The organism is Aminobacter sp. DSM 101952, from assembly GCF_001424795.1.
GTDB classification, from domain to species: domain Bacteria; phylum Pseudomonadota; class Alphaproteobacteria; order Rhizobiales; family Rhizobiaceae; genus Aminobacter; species Aminobacter aganoensis.
This window is the reverse complement of the sequence record NZ_LMCL01000003.1, coordinates 1-19,539: the sequence shown is the minus strand read 5'-3', so window position 1 is coordinate 19,539 and position 19,539 is coordinate 1. Positions and strand designations below refer to the sequence as shown.

At 64.1% G+C, this 19,539-nt stretch carries 24 protein-coding genes; 10 read left to right on the top strand and 14 right to left on the bottom strand.

Annotated features, from left to right (window positions below; genetic code table 11):
* Positions 1–2: 2 nt before the first annotated feature.
* Genes ASC75_RS04660 through ASC75_RS04650 form a run of 3 tightly spaced genes read right to left on the bottom strand, consistent with a single transcriptional unit; the run spans position 3 to position 2,128 of the window.
* A complete protein-coding gene (locus ASC75_RS04660; protein ID WP_055971015.1) occupies positions 3–656 on the bottom strand; it encodes an amino acid ABC transporter permease in 654 nt (217 codons plus the stop codon).
* Positions 653–1,297, bottom strand: coding sequence for an ABC transporter permease subunit (locus ASC75_RS04655; protein WP_055971013.1), 645 nt, complete (start codon positions 1,295–1,297; stop codon positions 653–655). Before ASC75_RS04655 ends, ASC75_RS04660 begins: the two co-directional genes overlap by 4 nt.
* A gap of 27 nt (positions 1,298–1,324) precedes the next feature.
* Complete coding sequence (locus ASC75_RS04650; RefSeq protein ID WP_055971011.1) at positions 1,325–2,128, bottom strand: transporter substrate-binding domain-containing protein; 804 nt, start codon at positions 2,126–2,128, stop codon at positions 1,325–1,327.
* 154 nt (positions 2,129–2,282) lie between these two features.
* Between ASC75_RS04650 and ASC75_RS04645 the strand changes: the two genes are divergently transcribed.
* A complete protein-coding gene (locus ASC75_RS04645) occupies positions 2,283–3,197 on the top strand; it encodes an ABC transporter substrate-binding protein (protein ID WP_055971009.1) in 915 nt (304 codons plus the stop codon).
* On the opposite strand, the gene tsaA is transcribed toward ASC75_RS04645, so the two are convergent.
* From tsaA to ASC75_RS04620, 5 genes are read right to left on the bottom strand one after another with little or no spacing between them, the layout of a single operon-like run.
* Entirely contained in the window at positions 3,194–3,685 is a 492-nt protein-coding gene (gene tsaA, locus ASC75_RS04640) for a tRNA (N6-threonylcarbamoyladenosine(37)-N6)-methyltransferase TrmO (protein WP_055971007.1), read from the bottom strand. The two genes, ASC75_RS04645 and tsaA, sit on opposite strands and share 4 nt — an antisense overlap.
* Positions 3,686–3,687: 2 nt before the next feature.
* A complete protein-coding gene (locus ASC75_RS04635) occupies positions 3,688–3,894 on the bottom strand; it encodes a molybdopterin-binding protein (RefSeq protein ID WP_055971005.1) in 207 nt (68 codons plus the stop codon).
* Positions 3,891–4,679 (bottom strand): ABC transporter ATP-binding protein, encoded by a 789-nt coding sequence (locus tag ASC75_RS04630; protein WP_055971003.1) that lies wholly within the window; start codon positions 4,677–4,679, stop codon positions 3,891–3,893. The genes ASC75_RS04635 and ASC75_RS04630 overlap by 4 nt, the downstream gene beginning before the upstream one ends.
* Complete coding sequence (locus tag ASC75_RS04625) at positions 4,603–5,703, bottom strand: iron ABC transporter permease (protein ID WP_244487755.1); 1,101 nt, start codon at positions 5,701–5,703, stop codon at positions 4,603–4,605. Before ASC75_RS04625 ends, ASC75_RS04630 begins: the two co-directional genes overlap by 77 nt.
* 22 nt (positions 5,704–5,725) lie before the next feature.
* Entirely contained in the window at positions 5,726–6,778 is a 1,053-nt protein-coding gene (locus ASC75_RS04620) for an iron ABC transporter substrate-binding protein (RefSeq protein WP_055971001.1), read from the bottom strand.
* Positions 6,779–7,006: 228 nt separating this feature from the next.
* Between ASC75_RS04620 and ASC75_RS04615 the strand changes: the two genes are divergently transcribed.
* Complete coding sequence (locus ASC75_RS04615; RefSeq protein WP_055970999.1) at positions 7,007–7,456, top strand: universal stress protein; 450 nt, start codon at positions 7,007–7,009, stop codon at positions 7,454–7,456.
* A gap of 71 nt (positions 7,457–7,527) precedes the next feature.
* Here the strand turns inward: ASC75_RS04615 and ASC75_RS04610 are convergent, their stop codons facing one another.
* Positions 7,528–8,586 carry a D-TA family PLP-dependent enzyme gene (locus ASC75_RS04610; RefSeq protein WP_055970997.1) on the bottom strand — a complete coding sequence of 353 codons (1,059 nt, stop codon included), beginning with the start codon at positions 8,584–8,586 and terminating at the stop codon, positions 7,528–7,530.
* Between the two features lie 159 nt (positions 8,587–8,745).
* Between ASC75_RS04610 and ASC75_RS04605 the strand changes: the two genes are divergently transcribed.
* From ASC75_RS04605 to ASC75_RS04570, 8 genes are all read left to right on the top strand, one after another.
* A complete protein-coding gene (locus ASC75_RS04605; protein WP_055970995.1) occupies positions 8,746–9,582 on the top strand; it encodes a transporter substrate-binding domain-containing protein in 837 nt (278 codons plus the stop codon).
* A gap of 65 nt (positions 9,583–9,647) precedes the next feature.
* Entirely contained in the window at positions 9,648–10,310 is a 663-nt protein-coding gene (locus tag ASC75_RS04600; RefSeq protein WP_055970993.1) for an amino acid ABC transporter permease, read from the top strand.
* Between the two features lie 5 nt (positions 10,311–10,315).
* Positions 10,316–10,978: an amino acid ABC transporter permease gene (locus ASC75_RS04595; protein ID WP_055971640.1), complete on the top strand. Its 663-nt coding sequence runs from the start codon at positions 10,316–10,318 to the stop codon at positions 10,976–10,978.
* A 10-nt stretch (positions 10,979–10,988) separates the two neighbouring features.
* Positions 10,989–11,759, top strand: coding sequence for an amino acid ABC transporter ATP-binding protein (locus ASC75_RS04590; RefSeq protein WP_055970992.1), 771 nt, complete (start codon positions 10,989–10,991; stop codon positions 11,757–11,759).
* 17 nt (positions 11,760–11,776) lie between these two features.
* On the top strand, positions 11,777–12,160 hold the full coding sequence (locus ASC75_RS04585; RefSeq protein ID WP_055971638.1) for a RidA family protein: 384 nt from the start codon (positions 11,777–11,779) through the stop codon (positions 12,158–12,160).
* Positions 12,161–12,203: 43 nt separating this feature from the next.
* Positions 12,204–13,025, top strand: a complete 822-nt coding sequence (locus tag ASC75_RS04580; RefSeq protein ID WP_055970991.1) for an IclR family transcriptional regulator — start codon at positions 12,204–12,206, stop codon at positions 13,023–13,025.
* Between the two features lie 44 nt (positions 13,026–13,069).
* Entirely contained in the window at positions 13,070–13,993 is a 924-nt protein-coding gene (locus ASC75_RS04575) for a sugar kinase (RefSeq protein ID WP_055970990.1), read from the top strand.
* 203 nt (positions 13,994–14,196) lie between these two features.
* Positions 14,197–14,892, top strand: a complete 696-nt coding sequence (locus tag ASC75_RS04570; RefSeq protein ID WP_055970988.1) for a helix-turn-helix domain-containing protein — start codon at positions 14,197–14,199, stop codon at positions 14,890–14,892.
* Positions 14,893–15,144: 252 nt separating this feature from the next.
* On the opposite strand, the gene ASC75_RS04565 is transcribed toward ASC75_RS04570, so the two are convergent.
* From ASC75_RS04565 to ASC75_RS04545, 5 genes are all read right to left on the bottom strand, one after another.
* On the bottom strand, positions 15,145–16,185 hold the full coding sequence (locus ASC75_RS04565) for a DUF3445 domain-containing protein (RefSeq protein ID WP_055970986.1): 1,041 nt from the start codon (positions 16,183–16,185) through the stop codon (positions 15,145–15,147).
* A 42-nt stretch (positions 16,186–16,227) separates the two neighbouring features.
* On the bottom strand, positions 16,228–17,193 hold the full coding sequence (locus ASC75_RS04560; RefSeq protein ID WP_055970984.1) for a PDR/VanB family oxidoreductase: 966 nt from the start codon (positions 17,191–17,193) through the stop codon (positions 16,228–16,230).
* Positions 17,190–17,783 carry a dimethylamine monooxygenase subunit DmmA family protein gene (locus tag ASC75_RS04555; protein ID WP_055970982.1) on the bottom strand — a complete coding sequence of 198 codons (594 nt, stop codon included), beginning with the start codon at positions 17,781–17,783 and terminating at the stop codon, positions 17,190–17,192. Before ASC75_RS04555 ends, ASC75_RS04560 begins: the two co-directional genes overlap by 4 nt.
* A 19-nt stretch (positions 17,784–17,802) precedes the next feature.
* On the bottom strand, positions 17,803–18,936 hold the full coding sequence (locus ASC75_RS04550) for an aminomethyltransferase family protein (protein ID WP_055970980.1): 1,134 nt from the start codon (positions 18,934–18,936) through the stop codon (positions 17,803–17,805).
* A 324-nt stretch (positions 18,937–19,260) separates the two neighbouring features.
* A partial coding sequence (locus ASC75_RS04545; RefSeq protein ID WP_055970977.1) for a formate--tetrahydrofolate ligase occupies positions 19,261–19,539 on the bottom strand: 279 nt, incomplete at its 5' end.

Here is a 19,539-nt window from a genome sequence, read left to right as displayed (position 1 = left end):
CCTCAGCGCCGGCTTACGCGCTGGCGGGATTCGTAGAGATATTGCAGGGCGAGGATCACCGCTGCGATCAGCAGGTAGAACACCGACACCACCAGCAGTACCTCGATCGCCTTGTAGGTCTCGGAGATAATGACGGTCGATGCCGCCGTCAGCTCGTCGATGGCGACGAGGCTGGCGAGCGAGCTGCCCTTGACCATCTGGATGGCGTTGGAAAACAGCGACGGCGCGGCCAACCTGTAGGCCTGCGGGATCATCACCTTCCAGTAGGTGGCGACCGGCCTGAGGCCGAGCGCCTTGGCGGCGTCGAATTGGCCGGTGGGGATGCTTTCGAAACCGGAGCGCAGGAATTCGAGATTGTAGGCTGTCGAGGCGAAGATCAGGCCGATCAGCGCAGACGGCACTGGCTCGAGATAGATGCCGAGGCGGGGCAGGCCGTAATAGAGCGCAAACAGCAGTGCGAGCACGGGCGCTGCGCGGGCAAAGAAGCTGTAGCCGATGATGGCGCGGCGAAACACGCCATTCGGCCGTTGCATGTAGCTGGCCAGCGGCAGCGCAAGCACGTTCGACACGATGATGACGATCACCGAGATGAGCAGCGTCATCACCAGCCCGTCGAGCAGCATCTGCTGGTAGGCAGGATCGAAAAGGACGTTCATCGCGCCACCGCCTGTTTCGGCTTGCGCTCGTTGAAGACGAGCAGTGGCGTGACGATCAGGATGTAGAGGCCGACGGCGAGCGTCAGGAAGGTGAAAGGCGCGTTGGTGGCGGCGATGCCCTGCTTGGTGACGTAGAGGATTTCGCTGACCGACACGGCGGAAGCGATCGACATGCGCTTGACCGTGCCGATGGCGTAGGTGATCCAGCCCTTGCGCGCCAGGGGCAGCACCTGCGGCACCAGCACGCGCAGGAATACGATCCGTTTCGGCAGGCCGAGCGCAAGGCCGGCTTCATATTGGCCGAAGGCGATCGCCTTCAGCGCGCCCTTGAACACCTGGTAGTCGAAGGCGATGCCGACCAGCGTGAAGGCGATGATGGTCGAGCCGATGGGTCCGAAATCGATGCCGACCTGCGGCCCGCCGAAGAAGAACAGGAACAGCACGACGAGTTCCGGCACCGAGCGGAAGAAGGCGCTGAACGCCTCGATGCCGCCCCGGAGCCAGGACTTTTCGCGGCCGTAATGGATGAGCGACAGCAGCAGGCCAAAGACTGCCGACAGGGTGAAGACCACCGCCGACAGCCCAATCGTAAGGGCCGCCGCAACCAACAGCCGCGGCAGCCAGGCAAATGCGATTTCCATGTCCGGCCGCCCCTCCAGGAACGCTGGTTATTGCGCCTTCGACCAGTCGATCGACGCGCCGAACCACTTGTCGGCGAGGCCCTTCAGCGTGCCGTCCTTGCGCCAGGTCTCGAACTGGGCGTCGATGGCGTCGGCCAGCGGCTTGTTCTTGTTGCTGACGGCGACGCTCTGGGTGACGGTCGAGAGCAGGTCGTCGAGGGTAACGGTGCCGGTCAGCTTGCCCGACTTGGCGAGATATTTCGGCCCGAGGAAGTCGTGCGCGGCGAAGTCGATGCGGCGGTTCTCCAGGTCGAGGAACAGTTCCGTCGCACCGGGATATTCGCGGCTCTTGGTGACGCAGTCGGCCGGCAGCTTTTCCTTGGCGACCTTCTGGAAGGCACCGCCGCGCACAGCACCCATGGTCTTGCCGCAGACATCCTTCCAGCTGGCGATGTCGGCGTCGGCCTCGCGGCGCGTGACGGCAGCGCCATTGACGATATAGGGCGACAGCAGGAAGAAGTCCTTCGACGCCAGGCGCTCCGGCGTGCGGGTGACGCCCGAGGCGATCAGGTCGAAGCGGCCTGCGGTGAGGCCCGGCAAAAGGCCGGCGAAGTCGAGCTTCTCGAATTTGGCGGTGAGGCCGAGCTGCTTGGCGACGAGGTTGACGACGTCGATGTCGAAGCCTTCGAGCTCGCCCGCGGCGTTGGTCATGCTGAAGGGCGGGGCCGAACCGGACGTGCCGACCGTGATGGTGTCGGCTGTCACGAGGGCGGCCTTGTAGTCCTGCGCGCTTGCCGCGCTCACGCCGAAGACCGCAATGAGGCCCAGCAGGGCTGTCCGCACAATTCCCATGATCACTCCTTGAATGGGCTGCTTGAAAACTGAATGTTTGGGTTATATCGCAAATTGCTAAAGCCACCAAGGACGGCAACCGCTTTGGATACAATAGTTTCTGGAGAAAATAATTCTCAAGAACGGCCGTTCCGAAAGTTCGAGGTTTTGTGGAATGGAACTGAGGTTCAAGCTTAACTACCTGTTTCAAGGGCAGAATTCGCCGTTCTTGCATGCCGTTGACGCCGGCTACTTCGGCGATCACGGCCTCTCCTGCACCTTCGTCGAGGGCTTCAGCTCGTCGCTGGTGACGCGCGCCCTGGCGGGCGGTGAGGCAGATATTGGATTCGGTGATGTATCCTCGGTGTTCGAGCGCGCGCTGCGCACCGGCGAGACCGAGATTTCCTGTCTCGTGCCGATCTACGAGCACACGCCCTGCTGTCTCGGCTACATCTCCGACGGCAAGTGCCTGACGCTGGCCGATGTCCCGGGAAGCACCTTGTGCGGCCCGAATGGCGACACCTCGGCGCGGCTGCTGCCCCTGCTGCTCAAGCGCAACGGCTTTGCCCCCGACAGCTACACCTATCTTGGCGTCCAGCCCGAGGAACGCGACCGGCTGGTGGCGTCCCGCTCTGTGCTGGCGGCGACCTGTTTTGACGCGACGCTGAAGTTTGCCATGCAGATGCGCGGCCACGATGCGAGTGGCCTCGATTTCCTCTATTTCGCCGATAACGGGCTCGACACTTATTCGGGCGCGCTGGTGGCACTCAATTCTGTGCTGGAACAGGAGCCGGGCCTCGCCGGCAAGCTGCAGGCGATCACCCGCCAGGCCTGGCATGATTGCCTTGACAATCCCCAACTCGGCGTCGATGCGGTGATCAGGCGTTCGCCCGACATGGACCCTGCCATCGTCCGCAGCCAACTGACTTGGATACTTGAGCGCCAGGTCTTCCCTGATGGGGCACGGCCGATGACGTTCGACCTGGGTGGTGCCAAGATGGCCGACACGCTCGAATGCGCCACCTACACCGTCGGCGCAGAGGCCAAGCGCAGCGCGGACGGCCTGGCGACCGAGATATGCAGGAACTAGCCGGTCTGGAAATCGCCAGGCTGCGGCGGGGCTATAGGGGTGAACAGGGTGCGGTCGGGCTTGATGTCGATCAGCGGCGTGCCGTCGAGGCAGTCCATGCCGCGAACCGAGAGAACGTTGCCCTCGGCGCTGACCAACTCGACGATCTGGGTGCCGATCGGATTGGGGCGGACGGGCGAGCGCAGCGAGAAGGTGCCGCGCGCGGTGCCGTCATTGGCGGGGCTCTGGCACACCAGGTCGCGCCGCGACAGATGCAGCCAGTACAGCACTTCGAGCCGGGCGAACTGTGTGATGCCTTCGAGCGCCGCCACCCATGGCTCGAAAATCTCGATGTGACAGACCGGGCCGTCGGCGCGGCCCTGGCGCGGGGTCAAAAGGCGCGAGTCCCACGGCGTGCGGATTCGGCCGATGAAATAGACCCCGGCGTCGTGCTGGGCCGGTAGCGCGACGGCGCTTTCGCCGTCGCGGATCTCGTTTTCTCGGACCACGCTCAGTCGACCCCGACCATGACGTCGGATGCCTTGATGATCGCATGGGCGTCCTTGCCCACGGCGAGCTTCAGTTCGTCGACCGCCTCATTGGTGATCGAGGCGGTGATGACCGCGCCGCCGATGTCGATGCGGACATGCGAGGTGGTCGCGCCCTTGGTCACCTCGACGATCTTTCCCTTGATCTGGTTGCGGGCACTAAGCTTCATGGTGTGTTCCTTTCGTTGAGGGTTGGCGTGCAGACATGGCGTCCGGCCTGGTCGAGATAGGCCACTGCAACCTCGACGCCATAGAGGGCTTGCAGCGATTGCGGCGTCAGCACGTCGGCCGGTCTGCCGATCGCGACGAGCGCGCCGGCCTGCATCAGCGCGACGCGGCTGGCGCAGGCGAAGGCGTGGCTGGGGTCGTGGGTGGAGATGACCACGGCCATGCCGGAGGCGGCGAAGCTGGAGATGCGGCTCAGCACGCGCGCCTGGTTGCCGAAATCGAGACTGGCCGTCGGCTCGTCCATGACGATCAATTCGGGCTCCTGGGCGAGCGCACGCGCAATCAGCGTCATCTGCTTCTCGCCGCCGGAGATGTCGGTGAAGGGGCGGGTGGCGAGATGGCCGATGCCGAGTGCGGCGAGCGCTTCCTGCGTGATCGCCCGGTCGGCCATCGTCGGCGAGGCGAAGGTGTCGATACGGCTGGCGCGGCCCATCAGGACCACGTCGAACACCGAAAACGGGAAATAGGCGCCTGTCGCCTGCGGCACATAGGCTACGTGGCGCGCGAACTGTGACCGGGAGAAGTCCGCGATGTCCTTGCCGTTGAGCTCCAGACGTCCGCCCTGGCGCGGCAGCAGGCCGAGCAGGGTCTTGAACAGGGTGGTCTTGCCGCAGCCATTGGGGCCGAGCAGGCACAGCACCTCGCCATGGTCAACCGACAGCGTGACGCCCTGGCCGACTTTGATGCGGCCATAGCCGAATGCGAGGTTGGTTGCCTGAAGCATCATTGCCTCGCCGGGTCGTCAGGAGCAGATAGAGGAAAAACGGAGCACCTATGGCCGCCGTCAGGATGCCGAGCGGCACCTCGATCGCGGCGATGCTGCGGGCAAGGGTGTCGACGCCGACCATATAGGCGGCGCCGATCAGCATCGAGGCGGGCAGCAGGCGCGAGAAATCGGGGCCGACGAACATGCGCGCGACATGGGGCACGAGCAGGCCGATCCAGCCGACGATGCCCGAGATCGATACTGCGGCGGCGGTCATCAGCGTTGCGGCTGCGACGATGACGACGCGGATGCCACGGGTCTCGACGCCGAGCGCGCGCGCTTCCTCGTCGTCGAGCGTCATCAGGTTCATGCGCCAGCGCAGCAGCACCATGGGCACCAGCGCTACGATCACGGCCGGAAGGATCGACCAAAGGTCGGCGCGGTTGATGCTGGCGAGGCTGCCGAGCAGCCAGAAGGTGATGGCCGGCAACTGGTTGTAGGGGTCGGCGAGCACCTTGAGCAGCGACACGCAGGCGCCGAGCAGGGCGCCTATGGCGACGCCCGCCAGCACCAGCACGAGAATCGGGTCGCGCTCGCGAACGATCGACCCGATGGCATAGACGAGTGCTACCGCCGCCAGCCCGCCGGCGAAGGCGAGACCCTGGATGGCGAGCACCGACAGCGACAGGAAGATGCCGACGACGGCGCCGAAGCTGGCACCGGCCGAGACGCCGAGGATGTCGGGCGAGACAAGCGGATTGCGGAACAGGCCCTGATAGACCGCGCCTGCCGCCGCCAGCGAGGCGCCGACCAGGATCCCGGCGCCGACGCGCGGCAGGCGCACGTTCCAGATCACGGTCTCGATTGTCGGGGCGACGCCGCTTGCGCTGCCCGTGATCCTGGCCGCGATCACGGCGAGGATATCAGACGGCGTCACCGGATATTTGCCGGTCAGGATCGCCAGGAGGATGGCGGCGACGAGCAGCACCGCCAGCACACCGAGGGCGATCGGCCCGGCGCGCTGGGCAATATGGTGACGCTGCAAGCGATCGGCCTCCGTCCGAAACTCAGGGCTTCGGGCCGGTGTCGGCAAGCAGCTTGGCGAGTTGTTCGTCGGTGAGATCGACATGATAAAACAGCTTGTAGAAGTCGCGGGTCTCGGCCTTCAGGTCGATCTCGGCCTTGCCGGGGTAGAGTGCCGAGGTGAGCCAGGACACGCCGATGGCGCGGTTGACGCCGGGAGGCGCGTCGAACCAGCCGAAGGGTAAAGCGGGCGCGCGGAAAACACGACCATCCTTCACCGCCTTGATGCCGGCCCATGACGGGTCGGACAGAGCCGACTTCTGGAACTTCGGGCTGAGCGTCAGGATGACGTCGGGGTTCCACGACAGGATCTGTTCGAGCGAGACATTGGCGAGCGAGCCCTTGCCGGCGGCGTCCGCAACGTTGCTGGCGCCGACAGCGGACAGCACCTCCATGTTGATCGAACCGGCGAGGCCGGTCTCAAGCCCCTCGGGGCCACGGCCGTAATAGACGCGTGGACGCTGGTCGGCCGGCACTTCCGACACGACCTTGTCGAGCCGCTGCATCGCGGCCTCGGTGTATGCGGCGAGCTTTTCCGCCTGTTCCTTTTCACCCAGCAGTTCGCCGATCTCGCGCAGAGACTTCGGCGTGTTGGCGAAGGTGCCGTCGATCAGCACGTAAGGGATGCCGGTCTGCTCCTGCACCTTGTCGGCGAGCGAGGCATAGGTCGGGTTCACCGTGCCGACATCGAGGATGATGTCGGGCTTCATCGCCAGCACGGCTTCCATGTTGGCGGTGTCGCCCTTGCCGGTCAGGCGGCCGTGGACGGGCAGGTCGCGATAGGGGGCTGCGATGAATGCCTTCTCGTCATCCTTGAACTCGCGCACCCAGCCGACCATGCGCTCGGGCGCGACCGAATAGAGCAGCACCGAGGCGGGCGGGCCGGCAGCCATAACGCGGCTGATCTTCTCAGGCAGCGCCACCTTGCGGCCGGCGGCGTCGGTGAAGATGCGCTCTTCGGCAGAGGCGAATGAGGCGCAGCCGACAAGGGCGGTGGCAGCGGCCAGGAGTGAAATCAAAAGGTTACGGCGTTTCATGCTGTAGGTCTCAGCTGTGGTCACGGTCTCTGGATATATTCATATAAATATAGCGTTCGGGCGCATTGTTATGTTTGTTGGAATATAACGGTCAAGGACTTTGTGCTGCGCCATGCGCTGTGCCAGTCGATCTCCGGGCCTTTGCCTTGACCCCGGCGCGTCGGTCGGAAAGGCTGGTGCGAAGAGTCAGTCGAGCCCCAGATGCAGTCGGGCCAAGGAGAGATTTCCATGTACACCCACATCCTCATCGCCACCGATGGCTCGGAACTGGCGCAGAAGGGGCTCGACCACGGCCTGAGCCTGGCCAAGGGCATCGGTGCGAAGGTGACAATCATGAATGTCACCGAGCCGGCGCCGATCTTCGCCTCCGCAGGCATGTACGGCCCGGTGGCGACCGCCGAGGACATCGTGTCCTACCAGAAGGCCGGCGAGGAATATGGCGCCAAGGTCCTGAAGGCCGCCAGGGCCGATGCCGGGAAGCTGGGCGTCAACGCCGAGACGATACGTGTCGAGGAGATGTGGGCGGCCGAGGCGATCAACCAGATTGCCCACGATCGTGGCTGCGACCTGATCGTCATGGCCTCGCACGGCCGCCGCGGCATCGGACGCCTGATCCTCGGCAGCCAGACGATCGAAGTGCTGACCAACAGCAAGGTGCCGGTGCTGGTCGTTCGCTGACCCACTTGGCCTGAAACGGAAAGGCCTCCCGGCGCGATGACCGGGAGGCCTTTTTCACGGGGTGGCGCGGATCAGATGATCTTGCCGCGCGCCGGCACTGGCCAGAGCTCCGGTGCCTTGTCCTTGCTGTAGACGTACACGCCGTCGACCATGTTGGTGACGACGCAGGCGTGGTTGGGCACGACGCGAACACGCTGGCCGACAGTGAGGCCGATGTCGCCTTCGCTGCGCAGGCGGCCGTGTTCTTCCGACAACTGGTCGATGGAGATGTTGGGATAGCCGAGCACATGGCCGTGCCCGGTGAGGCCGAGCAGGTCGGAGGTCAGCGCCTTTGAGCCGGCATCGATGATGGCGCGGTTGGGCGCGGGCACCGAGACGACGGTGGCGAGCACCGTCAGCGCGCAATCGTCCCAGCCACAGACGCCGCGCGTCACCAGCGAGCGATCGTTGTAGACATAGGTGCCGGGGCGGAACTCGGTCGTCGCGGGCACGAGATGGGCCAGCATCATGTCTGGCGAACCGCCCGAGGTGATGGTGGGAACCGCGATCCCCTTGGCCTCGATCAGCGCCTTGGCCTCGGTCATGAAGGCCTGCACTCTGGCGGCGCCGCCGACGGGCGGATAGGTCATCAGCCCGGCGAAGGTGAGGCCCGGGGCGGCGTCGATGCGGGCCGCCAGTTCGGCCGCTTCCTGCGGGGAGCCGACGCCGCAGCGGTCGGCGCCGGTGTTGCATTCGACGAACACATTCAGCGTGGCACCGGCCGATGCGAAGGCGCCAGCCAGCCCGTCGACGACGGTCGCATTGTCGGCGACCACGGCGAGCCTGACCTTGCGGGCGAGCGCCACGAGCGCATGCAGCTTGTCGTCACCCAGTATGTTGTAGGTGATCAGCACATCGTTGAGCCGGTCGCTGCCGGCGACCATGGCCTCGGCTTCCGAAATCTTCTGGCAGGTGATGCCGACTGCGCCGGCGTCGAGCTGCATCTCGGCAATCGCCGGCAGCTTGTGCGTCTTGATGTGCGGGCGGACCTTCAGCCCGTGGCTGTCGGCATAGGCCTGGAAGCGCTCGATGTTGCGCTTCGCCACATCGATGTCCACCAACACGGCGGGTGTCTGGATCTCGTCGAACATGTCTTGCACAGCCTCCAATCACAAGCGCCGGGGACCTTGCCTCCGAAGCGCTTGACAAACAATGCCGCGTACCGCTTTATACGTCAATCCATTATTCAGGACATATGTCCACAATAATGGACATTGTTTAGAGACATTCTTTCCGGGAGGATTGGTGAGATGAAAGCTTATCTCTTGGCGGCAGCAGCCGTCGCCGCGCTGATGACCGCAATGCCTGCAGGCGCGCAGGAAAAAAGCAGGCTCGATGAGGTTCTGGCGCGTGGCCACCTGGTCATGGGCACCGGCAGCACCAATGCGCCGTGGCACTTCAAGAGCGCCGACGACAAGCTCCAGGGCTTCGACGTCGACATGGGCCGCATCGTCGCCAAGGCGCTGTTCGGCGATCCGGACAAGATCGAATACGTCAACCAGTCGTCGGATGCGCGCATCCCCAACATCACCACCGACAAGGTCGACCTGACCTGCCAGTTCATGACGGTGACCGGCGAGCGTGCCCAGCAGATCGCCTTCACCATTCCTTACTACCGCGAAGGCGTGGGCCTGATGCTCAAGGCCGACAGCAAGCATGCCGACTTTGCAGCCCTGAAGGCTGCTGGCTCGGGCGTGACGGTGTCGGTGCTGCAGAACGTCTATGCCGAGGCCATGGTGCATGCGGCACTGCCCGAGGCCAAGGTCGACCAGTACGAATCCGTCGACCTGATATACCAGGCGCTGGAATCGGGCCGTTCGGATGCGGTTGCCACCGACCAGTCGTCGCTTGCCTGGTACATGAAGCAGAACCCGGACCGCTACAAGGATGCCGGCTATGGCTGGAACCCGCAGACCTATGCCTGCGGCGTCAAGCGCGGCGACCAGGACTGGCTGAACTTCGTCAACACCGCGCTGCACGAGGCGATGACCGGCGTCGAGTTCGACTTCTACGCCAATTCCTACAAGACCTGGTTCGGCAAGGAGATTGCTCCGCCGCAGATCGGCTTCCCGGTCGAGTACAAGTAAGCTCGATGATGGCGCGGCCTTATTGCCGGCCGCGCCACTCCCTTTGATCGGAACCTGACGGCACCATGGGTTACACCCTCAATTTCTCGGCGGTCTGGCGCAGCTTCGACCAGCTGCTCATGGGCCTGGCGCTCAGCCTGGGGCTCGCCTTCGTGGCGATCGCCATCGGCTGCGTGCTCGGCCTGGTCACCGCCTTCGGCCTGTTGTCGAAGCGTGGCATGCTGCGCCATCCCGCGCGCATCTACGTCACCATCATCCGCAACACGCCGATCCTCGTGCTGGTGCTGTTCACCTTTTTCGCCTTGCCTCAGCTAGGCATCCGTCTGGGCAAGATCGAGAGCTTCGTCGCGACGCTCGCGCTCTATTCGGGGGCCTATCTTGCCGAGGTCTTCCGCGGCGGCCTGCTCGCCGTGCCCAACGGCTTGAAGGAAGCCGGGCTGGCCATCGGCCTGACGCAGGCGCAGATTCGCAATTCCATCGTCATGCCGCTGATGCTGCGCAACGTGCTGCCGTCGCTGTCGAGCACGCTGATCTCGCTGTTCAAGGACACCTCGCTGGCTGCGGCCATCGCCGTGCCGGAGCTGACCTTCGAAGCGCGCAAGATCAACGTCGAGACCTTCCGCGTCATCGAGACGTGGATCGTCGCCAGCTGTCTCTATGTCGCCACCTGCTCGGTGCTCGCAGCCCTGCTGCGCCGGCTCGAGCGGCGCATGTCCATTCCCCGGTGATCGCCATGGAACTCGTGACATTCTTCGAAACGCTGTGGCTGGCCCGCATCCCGATCCTCAAGGGCATCGGCGTCACCGTCTCCATCTCGGTCCTGGCGATCCTCGTCGGCACGGTCCTCGGTATCGGCGTCGGCCTCGCGCTGACCTATGGCGCCAGGCCGCTGCGCTGGCTGGTGCGCGGCTACACCGATTTCATCCGCGGCACGCCTGTGCTGGTGCTGGTTCTGGCGAGTTACTACGTGCTCGGCACGGTCGGCATCGACCTCGGGCCGTTCCAGGCCGGCGTGCTCGCGCTTGCCGTGTTCTGCTCGTCGCATGTCGGCGAGATCGTGCGCGGCGCGCTGCAGTCGATCCCCAAGGGCCAGACCGAGGCTGCCAAGGCAATCGGCCTGACCTTCCCGCAGACCTTCGCCTATGTGCTCGGCCCGCAGGCGCTGCGCCAGGTGCTGCCGGCCTGGGTCAACACCGCAGCCGAGATGGTCAAGGCCTCGACGCTGCTGTCGATCATCGGCGTCGCCGAGCTTCTGCTTCGGACGCAGGAACTGATCTCGCGCACTTTCATGAGCCTCGAATTCTATTTCTTCGCGGGCTTCCTCTATTTCGCCGTCAACTACGGCATCGAGCGTTTCGGCCGCTACGTCGAACGCAAAACCTCCATTCCATCTTGAGGTCGCCCCCATGACCGGCAACCTTCTCGAAATCCGCGGCCTGCACAAGCGCTACGGCGATGTCGAAGTGCTCAAGGGCGTCGACTGCACGATGGCCCAGGGCGATGTCATCTCGATCATTGGCTCGTCCGGCTCCGGCAAGACGACGATGCTCCGCTGCATCAACATGCTGGAGGAGTTTCAGGGCGGTTCGATCCGCATCGACGGCGAAGAGATCGGCTATGAAACGACAGGCGGCACGCGCCGCCGCAAGAAGGAAAAGGAAATCGCCCGCCAGCGCGCGATGACCGGCATGGCCTTCCAGCAGTTCAACCTGTTCCCGCACATGAGCGCTGCGGAGAACGTCATGCTTGGCCTGGTCAAGGTCAAGGGAATGCGCCGCGACGAAGCCCGCAGCGTTGCCGAGAAGTGGCTCGACCGCGTCGGCCTTGCCGAGCGCCGCGACCGTTTCCCGGGCCAGCTCTCCGGCGGCCAGCAGCAGCGCGTGGCCATCGCCCGGGCGATTGCCATGAATCCCAAGCTGATGCTGTTCGACGAGGTCACCTCGGCGCTCGATCCGGAGCTGGTCAACGAGGTGCTGCAGGTCATCAAGGATCTCGCCCGCGACGGCATGAGCATGCTGCTCGTCACCCACGAGATGCGTTTTGCCTACGAAGTCTCCTCGCGCGTCATCTTCATGAACCAGGGCCGCATCGGCGAAGAGGGCAACCCGCGCGAGATGTTCCTGAAGCCGCAGACCGAGCGGCTGGCGGAGTTCCTCAAGACCTCAACCTTCAACTGAGCATTCGGAGAATGAACATGACGATCAAGCGCTACGGCACCGGCCAGACCGGGGCAGGCAAGCAGGCGCTGCCCTTCGCCCGTGCCGTCGAGGCCAATGGCTGGCTCTACGTGTCCGGCCAGGTCGCCATGGAAAATGGCGAGATCGTCGGTGGCGGCGTCATCGCCGAGACCCGCAAGACCATGGAAAACCTGATCGCCATCCTCGAAGAAGCCGGCTATGGCCTGGAGCACGTCGTGCGCGTCGGCGTCTGGCTCGACGACCCCCGCGACTTCTGGTCGTTCAACGGCGTCTATGCCGAGTATTTCGGCGCCAACCCGCCGGCCCGCGCTTGCGTCCAGTCGAGTATGATGGTCGATTGCAAGGTCGAAATCGACTGCGTCGCCTACAAGGCGCCGTGACTTCACGAGGTTTTTGCTCGGCGTTGAGCCGGGGAGGCGGCACATGGACGACGTTACGGACGACATGACCAACAGGCGGGCGCGCGGCCTCGACCGCGCCTTCGAGATCCTGAATTTCCTGCGTCTCAAGCGCACGCCGCTGCGTCCAAACGAGATCGCGTCGGGCATCGGCGCGCCGCGCTCCTCGGTCTACGAACTGGTCAACCTGCTGATGCGCCAGGGCGTTCTGGAATACCGCGGCGAGGACGGCCGGGTCTTCCTCGGCCGCAAGCTCTATTTTCTCGGCATGGCCTATGCCGAGCAGTTCGACCTGATGCGCGAGTGCGACAAGCTTCTGACCCACATCGCCGAGGAGACGCGCGAAACCGCGCAGATGTGCCTGCTCGAAGGCAACAAGTACACCGTCGCCCAGATGAAGGAGGGCTCGCGGCCCTTCCGCATCTCGTCCAATGTCGGCGACCCGGTGGCGATCCCGTGGACGGCGTCCGGCCGCCTGCTGGTTGCGCATATGAGCGACCAGGACATCCTCGACTTCATCCCGAAGGACGATTTCCGCCTGCCCAGTGGCCAGTGGCTCGACCCGGCCGTCTTCATCGCCGAGGTGCGCGAGGCTTCCCGCGTCGGCTACTACACCTTCGACAGCGCCGTCGAGACGTTCACCCACTGCTTCGCCGTGCCGGTCTATCAGGCAGATCGCGTCTGCGTGGCGACGCTGTGCCTGGTGGCACCGCGCGAGGACGGGCTGAAGAACCACGCCAGCTATCTCAAGAGCCTGCAGGACGCGGCAGTTGACCTGTCGAGCCGTCTCGGGCACACGGCTGACGAGGATGGCCATGGCACCGTCCGTGCCGCGGGCCGGGGTTGACGCACCCGACCCTGACCTGAACTCATCCTGGATAGGCTCACCGCATGTCGCAGCGCGCTCTCTTGATCGGGGAATGCATGGTCGAACTCAGGCAGGCCGAGGGCGGTCTGCTGCGCAAGGGGTTTGCCGGCGACACCTTCAACACCGCCTATTACATGCGCGCCTTCCTGCCAGGCGAGCGGCCGGTCGACTATTTCACCGCCGTCGGCACCGATACGATCTCGGATGAGCTTTTGGCCTTCGTCGAGGGCACAGGGGTCGGCACTGGCTTCGTCAGGCGCGTGCCCGAGCGCTCGCCCGGCCTCTACATGATCCATCTCAAGGACGGCGAGCGCAGCTTCTCCTATTGGCGCTCGGCATCGGCCGCGCGCCTGCTCGCTGACGATCCTGCTGCCCTGCGGGCGGCGATCGACGCTTCGGACGTGATTTTGTTCTCCGGCATCACGCTGGCGATCCTGTCGCCCGATGCCGTCGAAACGCTGCTGTCGGAGATCGGGCGCGCCAAGGCCGGCGGCAAGCTGGTTGCCTTCGACCCCAACATCCGCCCGCGGCTGTGGGATGACGCCGAGACCATGCGCCGGACGATTTCGGCGGGTGCGGCCGCTGCCACCATCGTCATGCCGAGCTTCGAGGACGAGGCGACGCATTTCGGCGACGCCTCGATCGCCGCGACCATCGCCCGCTATCGTGCGCTCGGTGCCGAGAACCTTGTGGTCAAGGACGGTGCCGAAGGCATCACCCTGGACTTCGGCGGGGCGCAATCCTTCGTCGCCGCCGCACGCGCGCAAAAGGTCGTCGACACCACGGGCGCCGGCGACAGCTTCAACGGCGCCTTCCTGGCGAAATATCTCGAAACCGACGATCCCCGCCTTGCCGCCGAATTTGCCGCAAGGGTCGCCGCGACCGTCATCGCCCATCACGGCGCCTTGCTGCCGCCCGCCGAGTTTCAGGCATTGATGCGCGGCTGAGCCGCAACGCCAAAAAAATCGCCATTCCGCACGTTCGGTGCCTTTCCTGCTGCATTTCCCGTCGGAAATTCAGCAGATTGCAGGCAATTGTCGTCATTTTGATCAGCGGCACTTGATCTCGTTGGAAAATAATTTTACCACTAGTGAAAAGCTGATTTCAAGAGTTGCCATGGCAGGGGATTTTTAGGGTGAAAGAAGACCGCATGTCAGCCGTCGCTGTCGCCGAGGGCAAGAACATTTCGGCTGCGGTCTCCGCGAAGGCGCGCCCGACGCCACTGCTTCAGGATCCGCACGCGGTCCGCGATACCCCGGAGAAGGTTCTGGAGGTGGCCCTCGGCCACGAGGTTCGTGCCTTCCGCAAGAAGCTCGGCATCACGGTTGCCGACCTCGCTGCGATGACCAACATTTCGCTCGGCATGCTGTCGAAGATCGAGAACGGCATCACCTCGCCGTCGCTGACCACCTTGCAGTCGCTGTCGCGCGCTCTCGGTGTGCCGCTGACCGCCTTCTTTCGCCGCTTCGAGGAGGAGCGCAACGCCGTCTTCGTCAAGGCCAACGAAGGGGTCGACGTCGAACGCCGCGGCACCCGCGCCGGCCACCAGTACAATCTCCTGGGTCACATCGGCTCCAATACCGCGGGCGTCGTCGTCGAGCCCTATCTGATCACCTTGTCGGAAGATTCCGACGTGTTTCCCATGTTCCAGCATGAGGGCATGGAGTTCCTCTACATGCTGGAAGGCGAGGTCGTTTACCGCCACGGCAACAACCTTTACCGCATGACGCCGGGCGACAGCCTGTTCTTCGATGCAGATGCGCCGCATGGCCCGGAAGAACTGACCACATTGCCGATCCGCTATCTCTCGATCATCTCCTACCCGCAGGGCAGCGGCAGCGAATAGCCTCGGTCTTCGACCCCTGCCTGGCGTCTATTCCCCGGGGCAGATGTCCTGACAGGGGAGAGGTCGTGCGGACTTCGGCTCGTGCGTCTGCTGCACCAGTCTCCTTCTGGCCCTTGCCGAACGTGAACGGTCGTGGATCGGCGGGTCGTCTGTCCGCAAGGCGGGCCAAGCACAGCAGCATCCCTTCATGATAAAAACGCCGCGCATCCCTGGGACACGCGGCGTTTGGCATTTCAAGCTACGGGCCGAAGCCTACTCCGGGCCGAAGCCGGGCGAGGTCGGGGCGCCGTCGTCATATTTCGACAGCCACTCGACGACGGTCTGGCGGTAGCGCGTCAGGCCCTTGTACTCGGCGAGTTCGTCGGGCAGGTCGCGCAGCACGCGATGGAAGCGGCGGCCCCATTTGGCGACGCTCACCAGTTCGTCCATCTTGAGCAGGTAGCAGCGGATCGGGAAGACCAGCGCGTTGGAGCGCGGCAACCGGAAGAAGGTCTGCAACTCGACGCGCAGATGCACCTTCTGGCCGACATTCTCCGGCGTCACCGACAGCCGGTCGCTGCCCCATTTGTGGAAGTTCTCCGGGCTGGTATCGAGCCGCGGGTTGATCGTCATCGTCCAGTTCAGGCGCCGCGCCGGCTGGCCCTGCTGGATGTTGGTCAGGAACTTCAGCGCACGGGTGAAGACCCCCATTTCATGCGCCAGCGGCACCGGCGCATGCCATTCGAAGAAGTTCATGCCGATGTCGAAATCGAGTGACCAGTCGGCCTGGGTGGTGATCATGCCGGCATCCATCCAGAGGTTGCCGTCACGCTGGTCGAGGATGGCGAAGTCGCCCTGGCTCTGGCGGGTGATGTATTCCATCGGCCCATAGGGCAGGGTGGAGACGTCGCCGAAGGCGAAGGTGTCGTCGATGCCGAGCGGCCGGTTGATCCAGCGCCAGCGGTCGCCGTCGCGCGTCAGCTCGAAGTGCTCGGGATAGCCCTTGGCCATCTCGGTCATCAGGAGTTCGAGCAGGTCCCAGCCGGCCAGCGTCATGTGCGGCAGCGACTGGCAGCGCAGCGGATCCTCGGCCAGGACCATGGCGCGGTCCTGCATTTCGGAAACGTAGTGCTCGTCGACATCGATCAGATGTTCGAACACGCTGTTCTTCGGCCCGGCGACATGCGGCTCGATGTTGACCGAGTACATGTAGGCGTCTTCATGATAGGGAAACGGAAACCGTTTGACCTGTTCCGGACTGTTCCTGAAGGTAAAATCGTCGCGGAACGTTTCTTTCCTGAAGTTAATTCCCATCAATTCCTCCCTCTTCCAGAGCGCCGTGCGCCCCGGGATCTGCTACCGTTCGAGGACCAGCGAGCGGCCCTCGAAACGCGAGACGCATGGCATGATCTTCTTGCCTGAGCAGTGCTCCTCATCGCTCAGCCAATGGTCGTTGTGCTTGAATGTGCCGTCATAGGAAATGACGTTGGTCTCGCACTGGCCGCAGACGCCGCCGCGGCAGAGATAGGGCGGATCGACGCCCGCCGCCTCGATCGCTTCGAGCAGGCTCTGCTGCTCGCCGACGCGGATTTCCAGGCCACTCACCGCCAGCTTGACGTCGAACGGGGTTCCCGGCTGGGGCGCTGCGAAATGTTCGTAGTGCACGGAATCGTCCGGCCAGCCATGGGTTGCCGCCATGTCGCGCACCCATTTGATCATGCCGGCGGGGCCGCAGACATAGATATGGGTGCCGAGCGGCTGGGTGGCGAGCAGTCGCTCGAGCGGAATCCGCTCGTTGCGCTCGTCGAGATAGAGGCTGACGCGGTTGCCGTAGCGTTCGCGCAGCACCTCGGAGTAGCTGCCTAGCGCTTCCGAGCGGCAGGTGTAGTGCAGCTCGAAATTGCTTCCGGTCGACGCGAGTTGCGCCGTCTGGGCGAGGAACGGCGTGATGCCGATGCCGCCGGCGATCATCAGGTGCTTCTTGGCCCGCAGGTCCAGCGAAAACAGGTTCACCGGGTAGCTGATCACCATTTCCATGCCGCGCTTGACGCGGTTGTGCATGAACAGCGAGCCGCCGCGGCCGACGTCGTCGCGGCGCACCGAGATGGTGTAGTCGCGCGTGTTGAGCGGCGAGCTCATCAGCGAGTAGGGGTTGAGGCGGGTCGTGCCATTGTCGCGCATTTCGACGACGACATGGGCCCCGCCGGAGAACGTCGGCAGGTTGCCGCCGTCCGTCCGCTCGAAGTGGAACCGCTTCACCAGTTCGTTGACCGCGACCACTTCGGTCACGGTGACGTTAAGCTTGTTTGTTCCCGCGCTCACCGGAAAATCTCCTCTGTCTGAGGGATCTCGGTCGGATCCTCGGCATTGATGCAGACGCCCTGGAAGGCGGCATGGCGCTTGGAGTAGTGGTCGCGCACCAGCAGCAGCAGCCCGCAATGCGAGCAGGTGACCGGCTGGGTGGTGACGTTCTCGGTAATGCCCTTGCAGTGCACGCACTGCACCCGGCGCGCCCACGAGCCGCGATGTTCGGTCTGGATCGAGGCCGGGTCGATCCCGGCTTCGATCGCCGCCTGCATCATCTGGCCGATCAGGCCTTCGGTGCCGGCGAGATAGACGCGCAGGCCCATATGGGCGTTGGCGAGTGTCCATGTCAGGCGCGGCAATGCCGCCGCGATCGATGGGCCTTCATAATACTGGGCTGGCTTCAACGCCTTCAGCGACGGCTGGAAGCTGTCTCCGGTCCGGCCCGGTATGAACATGATGTGTGCACTGGCGAAGAAGTCCGCGGGAGCCTGCTTCGCCAGGTCCAGGATCGCGGACGCCCCTTCGGCGTCCGCAATGAGAAGGTGGCTCTTGCCGGCCTGCGGTGACAATGTTCCGTAGACCGGGCGACTAAGGATCGTCTTCACCGGTGCACTGTCCAAGGTCTCAGCCCTTTGCCGTCCGCTTGAGCTTCTTCGGATCGTCGAACGGCAGCGACTGGGCGGTTGCCTTGACCGTCCCGCTGGCGTTGCGGATCTCGAGCGGCGTACCGACGATGGCGCAATCGACGTCGAGACGGGCGATGCCCATCGACTTCTTCACCAGCGGCGAATACATCGCACAGGTCACGACGCCGACCTTCTTGCCATCGCGCCAGATCTCGGCGCCTTCGTCAGCTGCCTTGTCGCTGTCGAGCACCACGCCGAAGATCTTGAAGCGCTCCTTGCCCTTCAGGCGATAATGCTCTTCGGCACCGCGGAAGCCGGTCTTGCCTGGGCTGACGGTGAAGTCGAGGCCGAGCTCCCACAACGTATCGCCAGGGCCCTCGTTTGCGAACGGGTACTTCTGCGAGTTGTCGTACGGGTAGAACAGAAGGTAGCTCTCGACGCGCAGCATGTCGAGCGTGGTGAAACGCGTCGGGATGATGCCCATCTCCTTGCCTTCGGCAACGATGGTGTCCCAGATCGTGCCGGCGTCCTGGCCGCGGCAGAAGATCTCGTAGCCGCGCTCGCCGGTGTAGCCGGTGCGCGAGATCATCACCGGGAAGCCGAACAGCTGGGTCTGCATGTGGTGGAAATAGTTGAGGTCGCGGATGCCAGGAACGTGCTTGGCGAGGTAGTCGACCGCGAGCGGGCCCTGCAGCGAAAGGTCGTGCAGGTTGTCGTCGAAGCGGACCGACACGTCGCGGCCGATCGAGGCGCGGGTCAGTTCTTCGTGGCCCGAGCCGGCGCCGTGGACGACCATCCAGGAGTTCGGGCCCATGCGGTAGATGACGCAGTCGTCAGTGAACTTGCCGGCGTCGTTGAGCATGCAGGCATAGACCGACTTGCCGGGATAGATCTTCTCGACGTTGCGGGTGGTGCAGAGGTCAATGACGTGGCCGGCGTGGGCGCCGGTGATGTGGACCTTCTTGAGGCCCGAAACGTCCATCAGGCCGGCCTTGGTGCGGATCGCGACATATTCTTCGTTCGCGTCCTTGTCGTACGACCAGGCTGTGCCCATGCCGCTCCAGTCTTCGAGATTGGAACCAAGGGCACGGTGGCGATCGGCCAGCGTGGAAAAACGCCATGAAGCTGTCATTGGTAGTACTCCTCCAGTTAGTTCCTCCCGCCTGTTCCGGTCACCCGGCCTTGAGGCGGACGTTGTTGGGGACATATTGACTCGAAACTTGCCCGAAGAGCAATATCCAAGTGCAAGAATTTTTACTGATAGGCAACTTTTAATAGGCCTTCAGCGTGAACCGGACGCGAACCGGCATGGTCCGTCCGGGCTCGGGAGATTCCAGGCCACCCCCATGCGCGAACCGAAAAAAAAGGCCCGGCACATTGTGCCAGGCCTTGAAGGGCGCTCCGGGCCTGGGGGACAGGAGGGGTGGAAAGGAGCGCCTTGGGAGAGAGATTTATCTCAGAACAGGCCTTCGATCTGACCTGCCTCGTTGAGGAAGATCTTTTCCGAGGACGGTGCCTTGGGCAGGCCGGGCATGGTCATGATCTCACCGCAGATGGCGACGATGAAGCCGGCGCCGGCGGCGAGGCGGACCTCACGCACCGGCACGACATGGCCGGTGGGCGCGCCGCGCAGGTTGGGATCGGTCGAGAACGAGTACTGGGTCTTGGCCATGCACACCGGCAGGTGGCCGTAGCCGGCCTGTTCCCAGGCATGGAGCTGGTCGCGCACCGACTT

Bases quoted from the DNA above. Each gene is read 5' to 3' on its own strand.
- ASC75_RS04600 (WP_055970993.1), top strand. From the start codon at position 9,648: ATGGGTTACACCCTCAATTTCTCGGCGGTCTGGCGCAGCTTCGACCAG.
- ASC75_RS04635 (WP_055971005.1), bottom strand. From the start codon at position 3,894: ATGAAGCTTAGTGCCCGCAACCAGATCAAGGGAAAGATCGTCGAGGTG.
- ASC75_RS04645 (WP_055971009.1), top strand. From the start codon at position 2,283: ATGGAACTGAGGTTCAAGCTTAACTACCTGTTTCAAGGGCAGAATTCG.
- ASC75_RS04660 (WP_055971015.1), bottom strand. From the start codon at position 656: ATGAACGTCCTTTTCGATCCTGCCTACCAGCAGATGCTGCTCGACGGG.
- ASC75_RS04550 (WP_055970980.1), bottom strand. From the start codon at position 18,936: ATGACAGCTTCATGGCGTTTTTCCACGCTGGCCGATCGCCACCGTGCC.
- ASC75_RS04615 (WP_055970999.1), top strand. From the start codon at position 7,007: ATGTACACCCACATCCTCATCGCCACCGATGGCTCGGAACTGGCGCAG.
- ASC75_RS04590 (WP_055970992.1), top strand. From the start codon at position 10,989: ATGACCGGCAACCTTCTCGAAATCCGCGGCCTGCACAAGCGCTACGGC.
- ASC75_RS04585 (WP_055971638.1), top strand. From the start codon at position 11,777: ATGACGATCAAGCGCTACGGCACCGGCCAGACCGGGGCAGGCAAGCAG.
- ASC75_RS04580 (WP_055970991.1), top strand. From the start codon at position 12,204: ATGGACGACGTTACGGACGACATGACCAACAGGCGGGCGCGCGGCCTC.
- ASC75_RS04605 (WP_055970995.1), top strand. From the start codon at position 8,746: ATGAAAGCTTATCTCTTGGCGGCAGCAGCCGTCGCCGCGCTGATGACC.
- ASC75_RS04655 (WP_055971013.1), bottom strand. From the start codon at position 1,297: ATGGAAATCGCATTTGCCTGGCTGCCGCGGCTGTTGGTTGCGGCGGCC.
- ASC75_RS04595 (WP_055971640.1), top strand. From the start codon at position 10,316: ATGGAACTCGTGACATTCTTCGAAACGCTGTGGCTGGCCCGCATCCCG.
- ASC75_RS04650 (WP_055971011.1), bottom strand. From the start codon at position 2,128: ATGGGAATTGTGCGGACAGCCCTGCTGGGCCTCATTGCGGTCTTCGGC.
- ASC75_RS04610 (WP_055970997.1), bottom strand. From the start codon at position 8,586: ATGTTCGACGAGATCCAGACACCCGCCGTGTTGGTGGACATCGATGTG.
- ASC75_RS04565 (WP_055970986.1), bottom strand. From the start codon at position 16,185: ATGGGAATTAACTTCAGGAAAGAAACGTTCCGCGACGATTTTACCTTC.
- ASC75_RS04570 (WP_055970988.1), top strand. From the start codon at position 14,197: ATGTCAGCCGTCGCTGTCGCCGAGGGCAAGAACATTTCGGCTGCGGTC.
- ASC75_RS04630 (WP_055971003.1), bottom strand. From the start codon at position 4,679: ATGATGCTTCAGGCAACCAACCTCGCATTCGGCTATGGCCGCATCAAA.
- ASC75_RS04575 (WP_055970990.1), top strand. From the start codon at position 13,070: ATGTCGCAGCGCGCTCTCTTGATCGGGGAATGCATGGTCGAACTCAGG.
- ASC75_RS04620 (WP_055971001.1), bottom strand. From the start codon at position 6,778: ATGAAACGCCGTAACCTTTTGATTTCACTCCTGGCCGCTGCCACCGCC.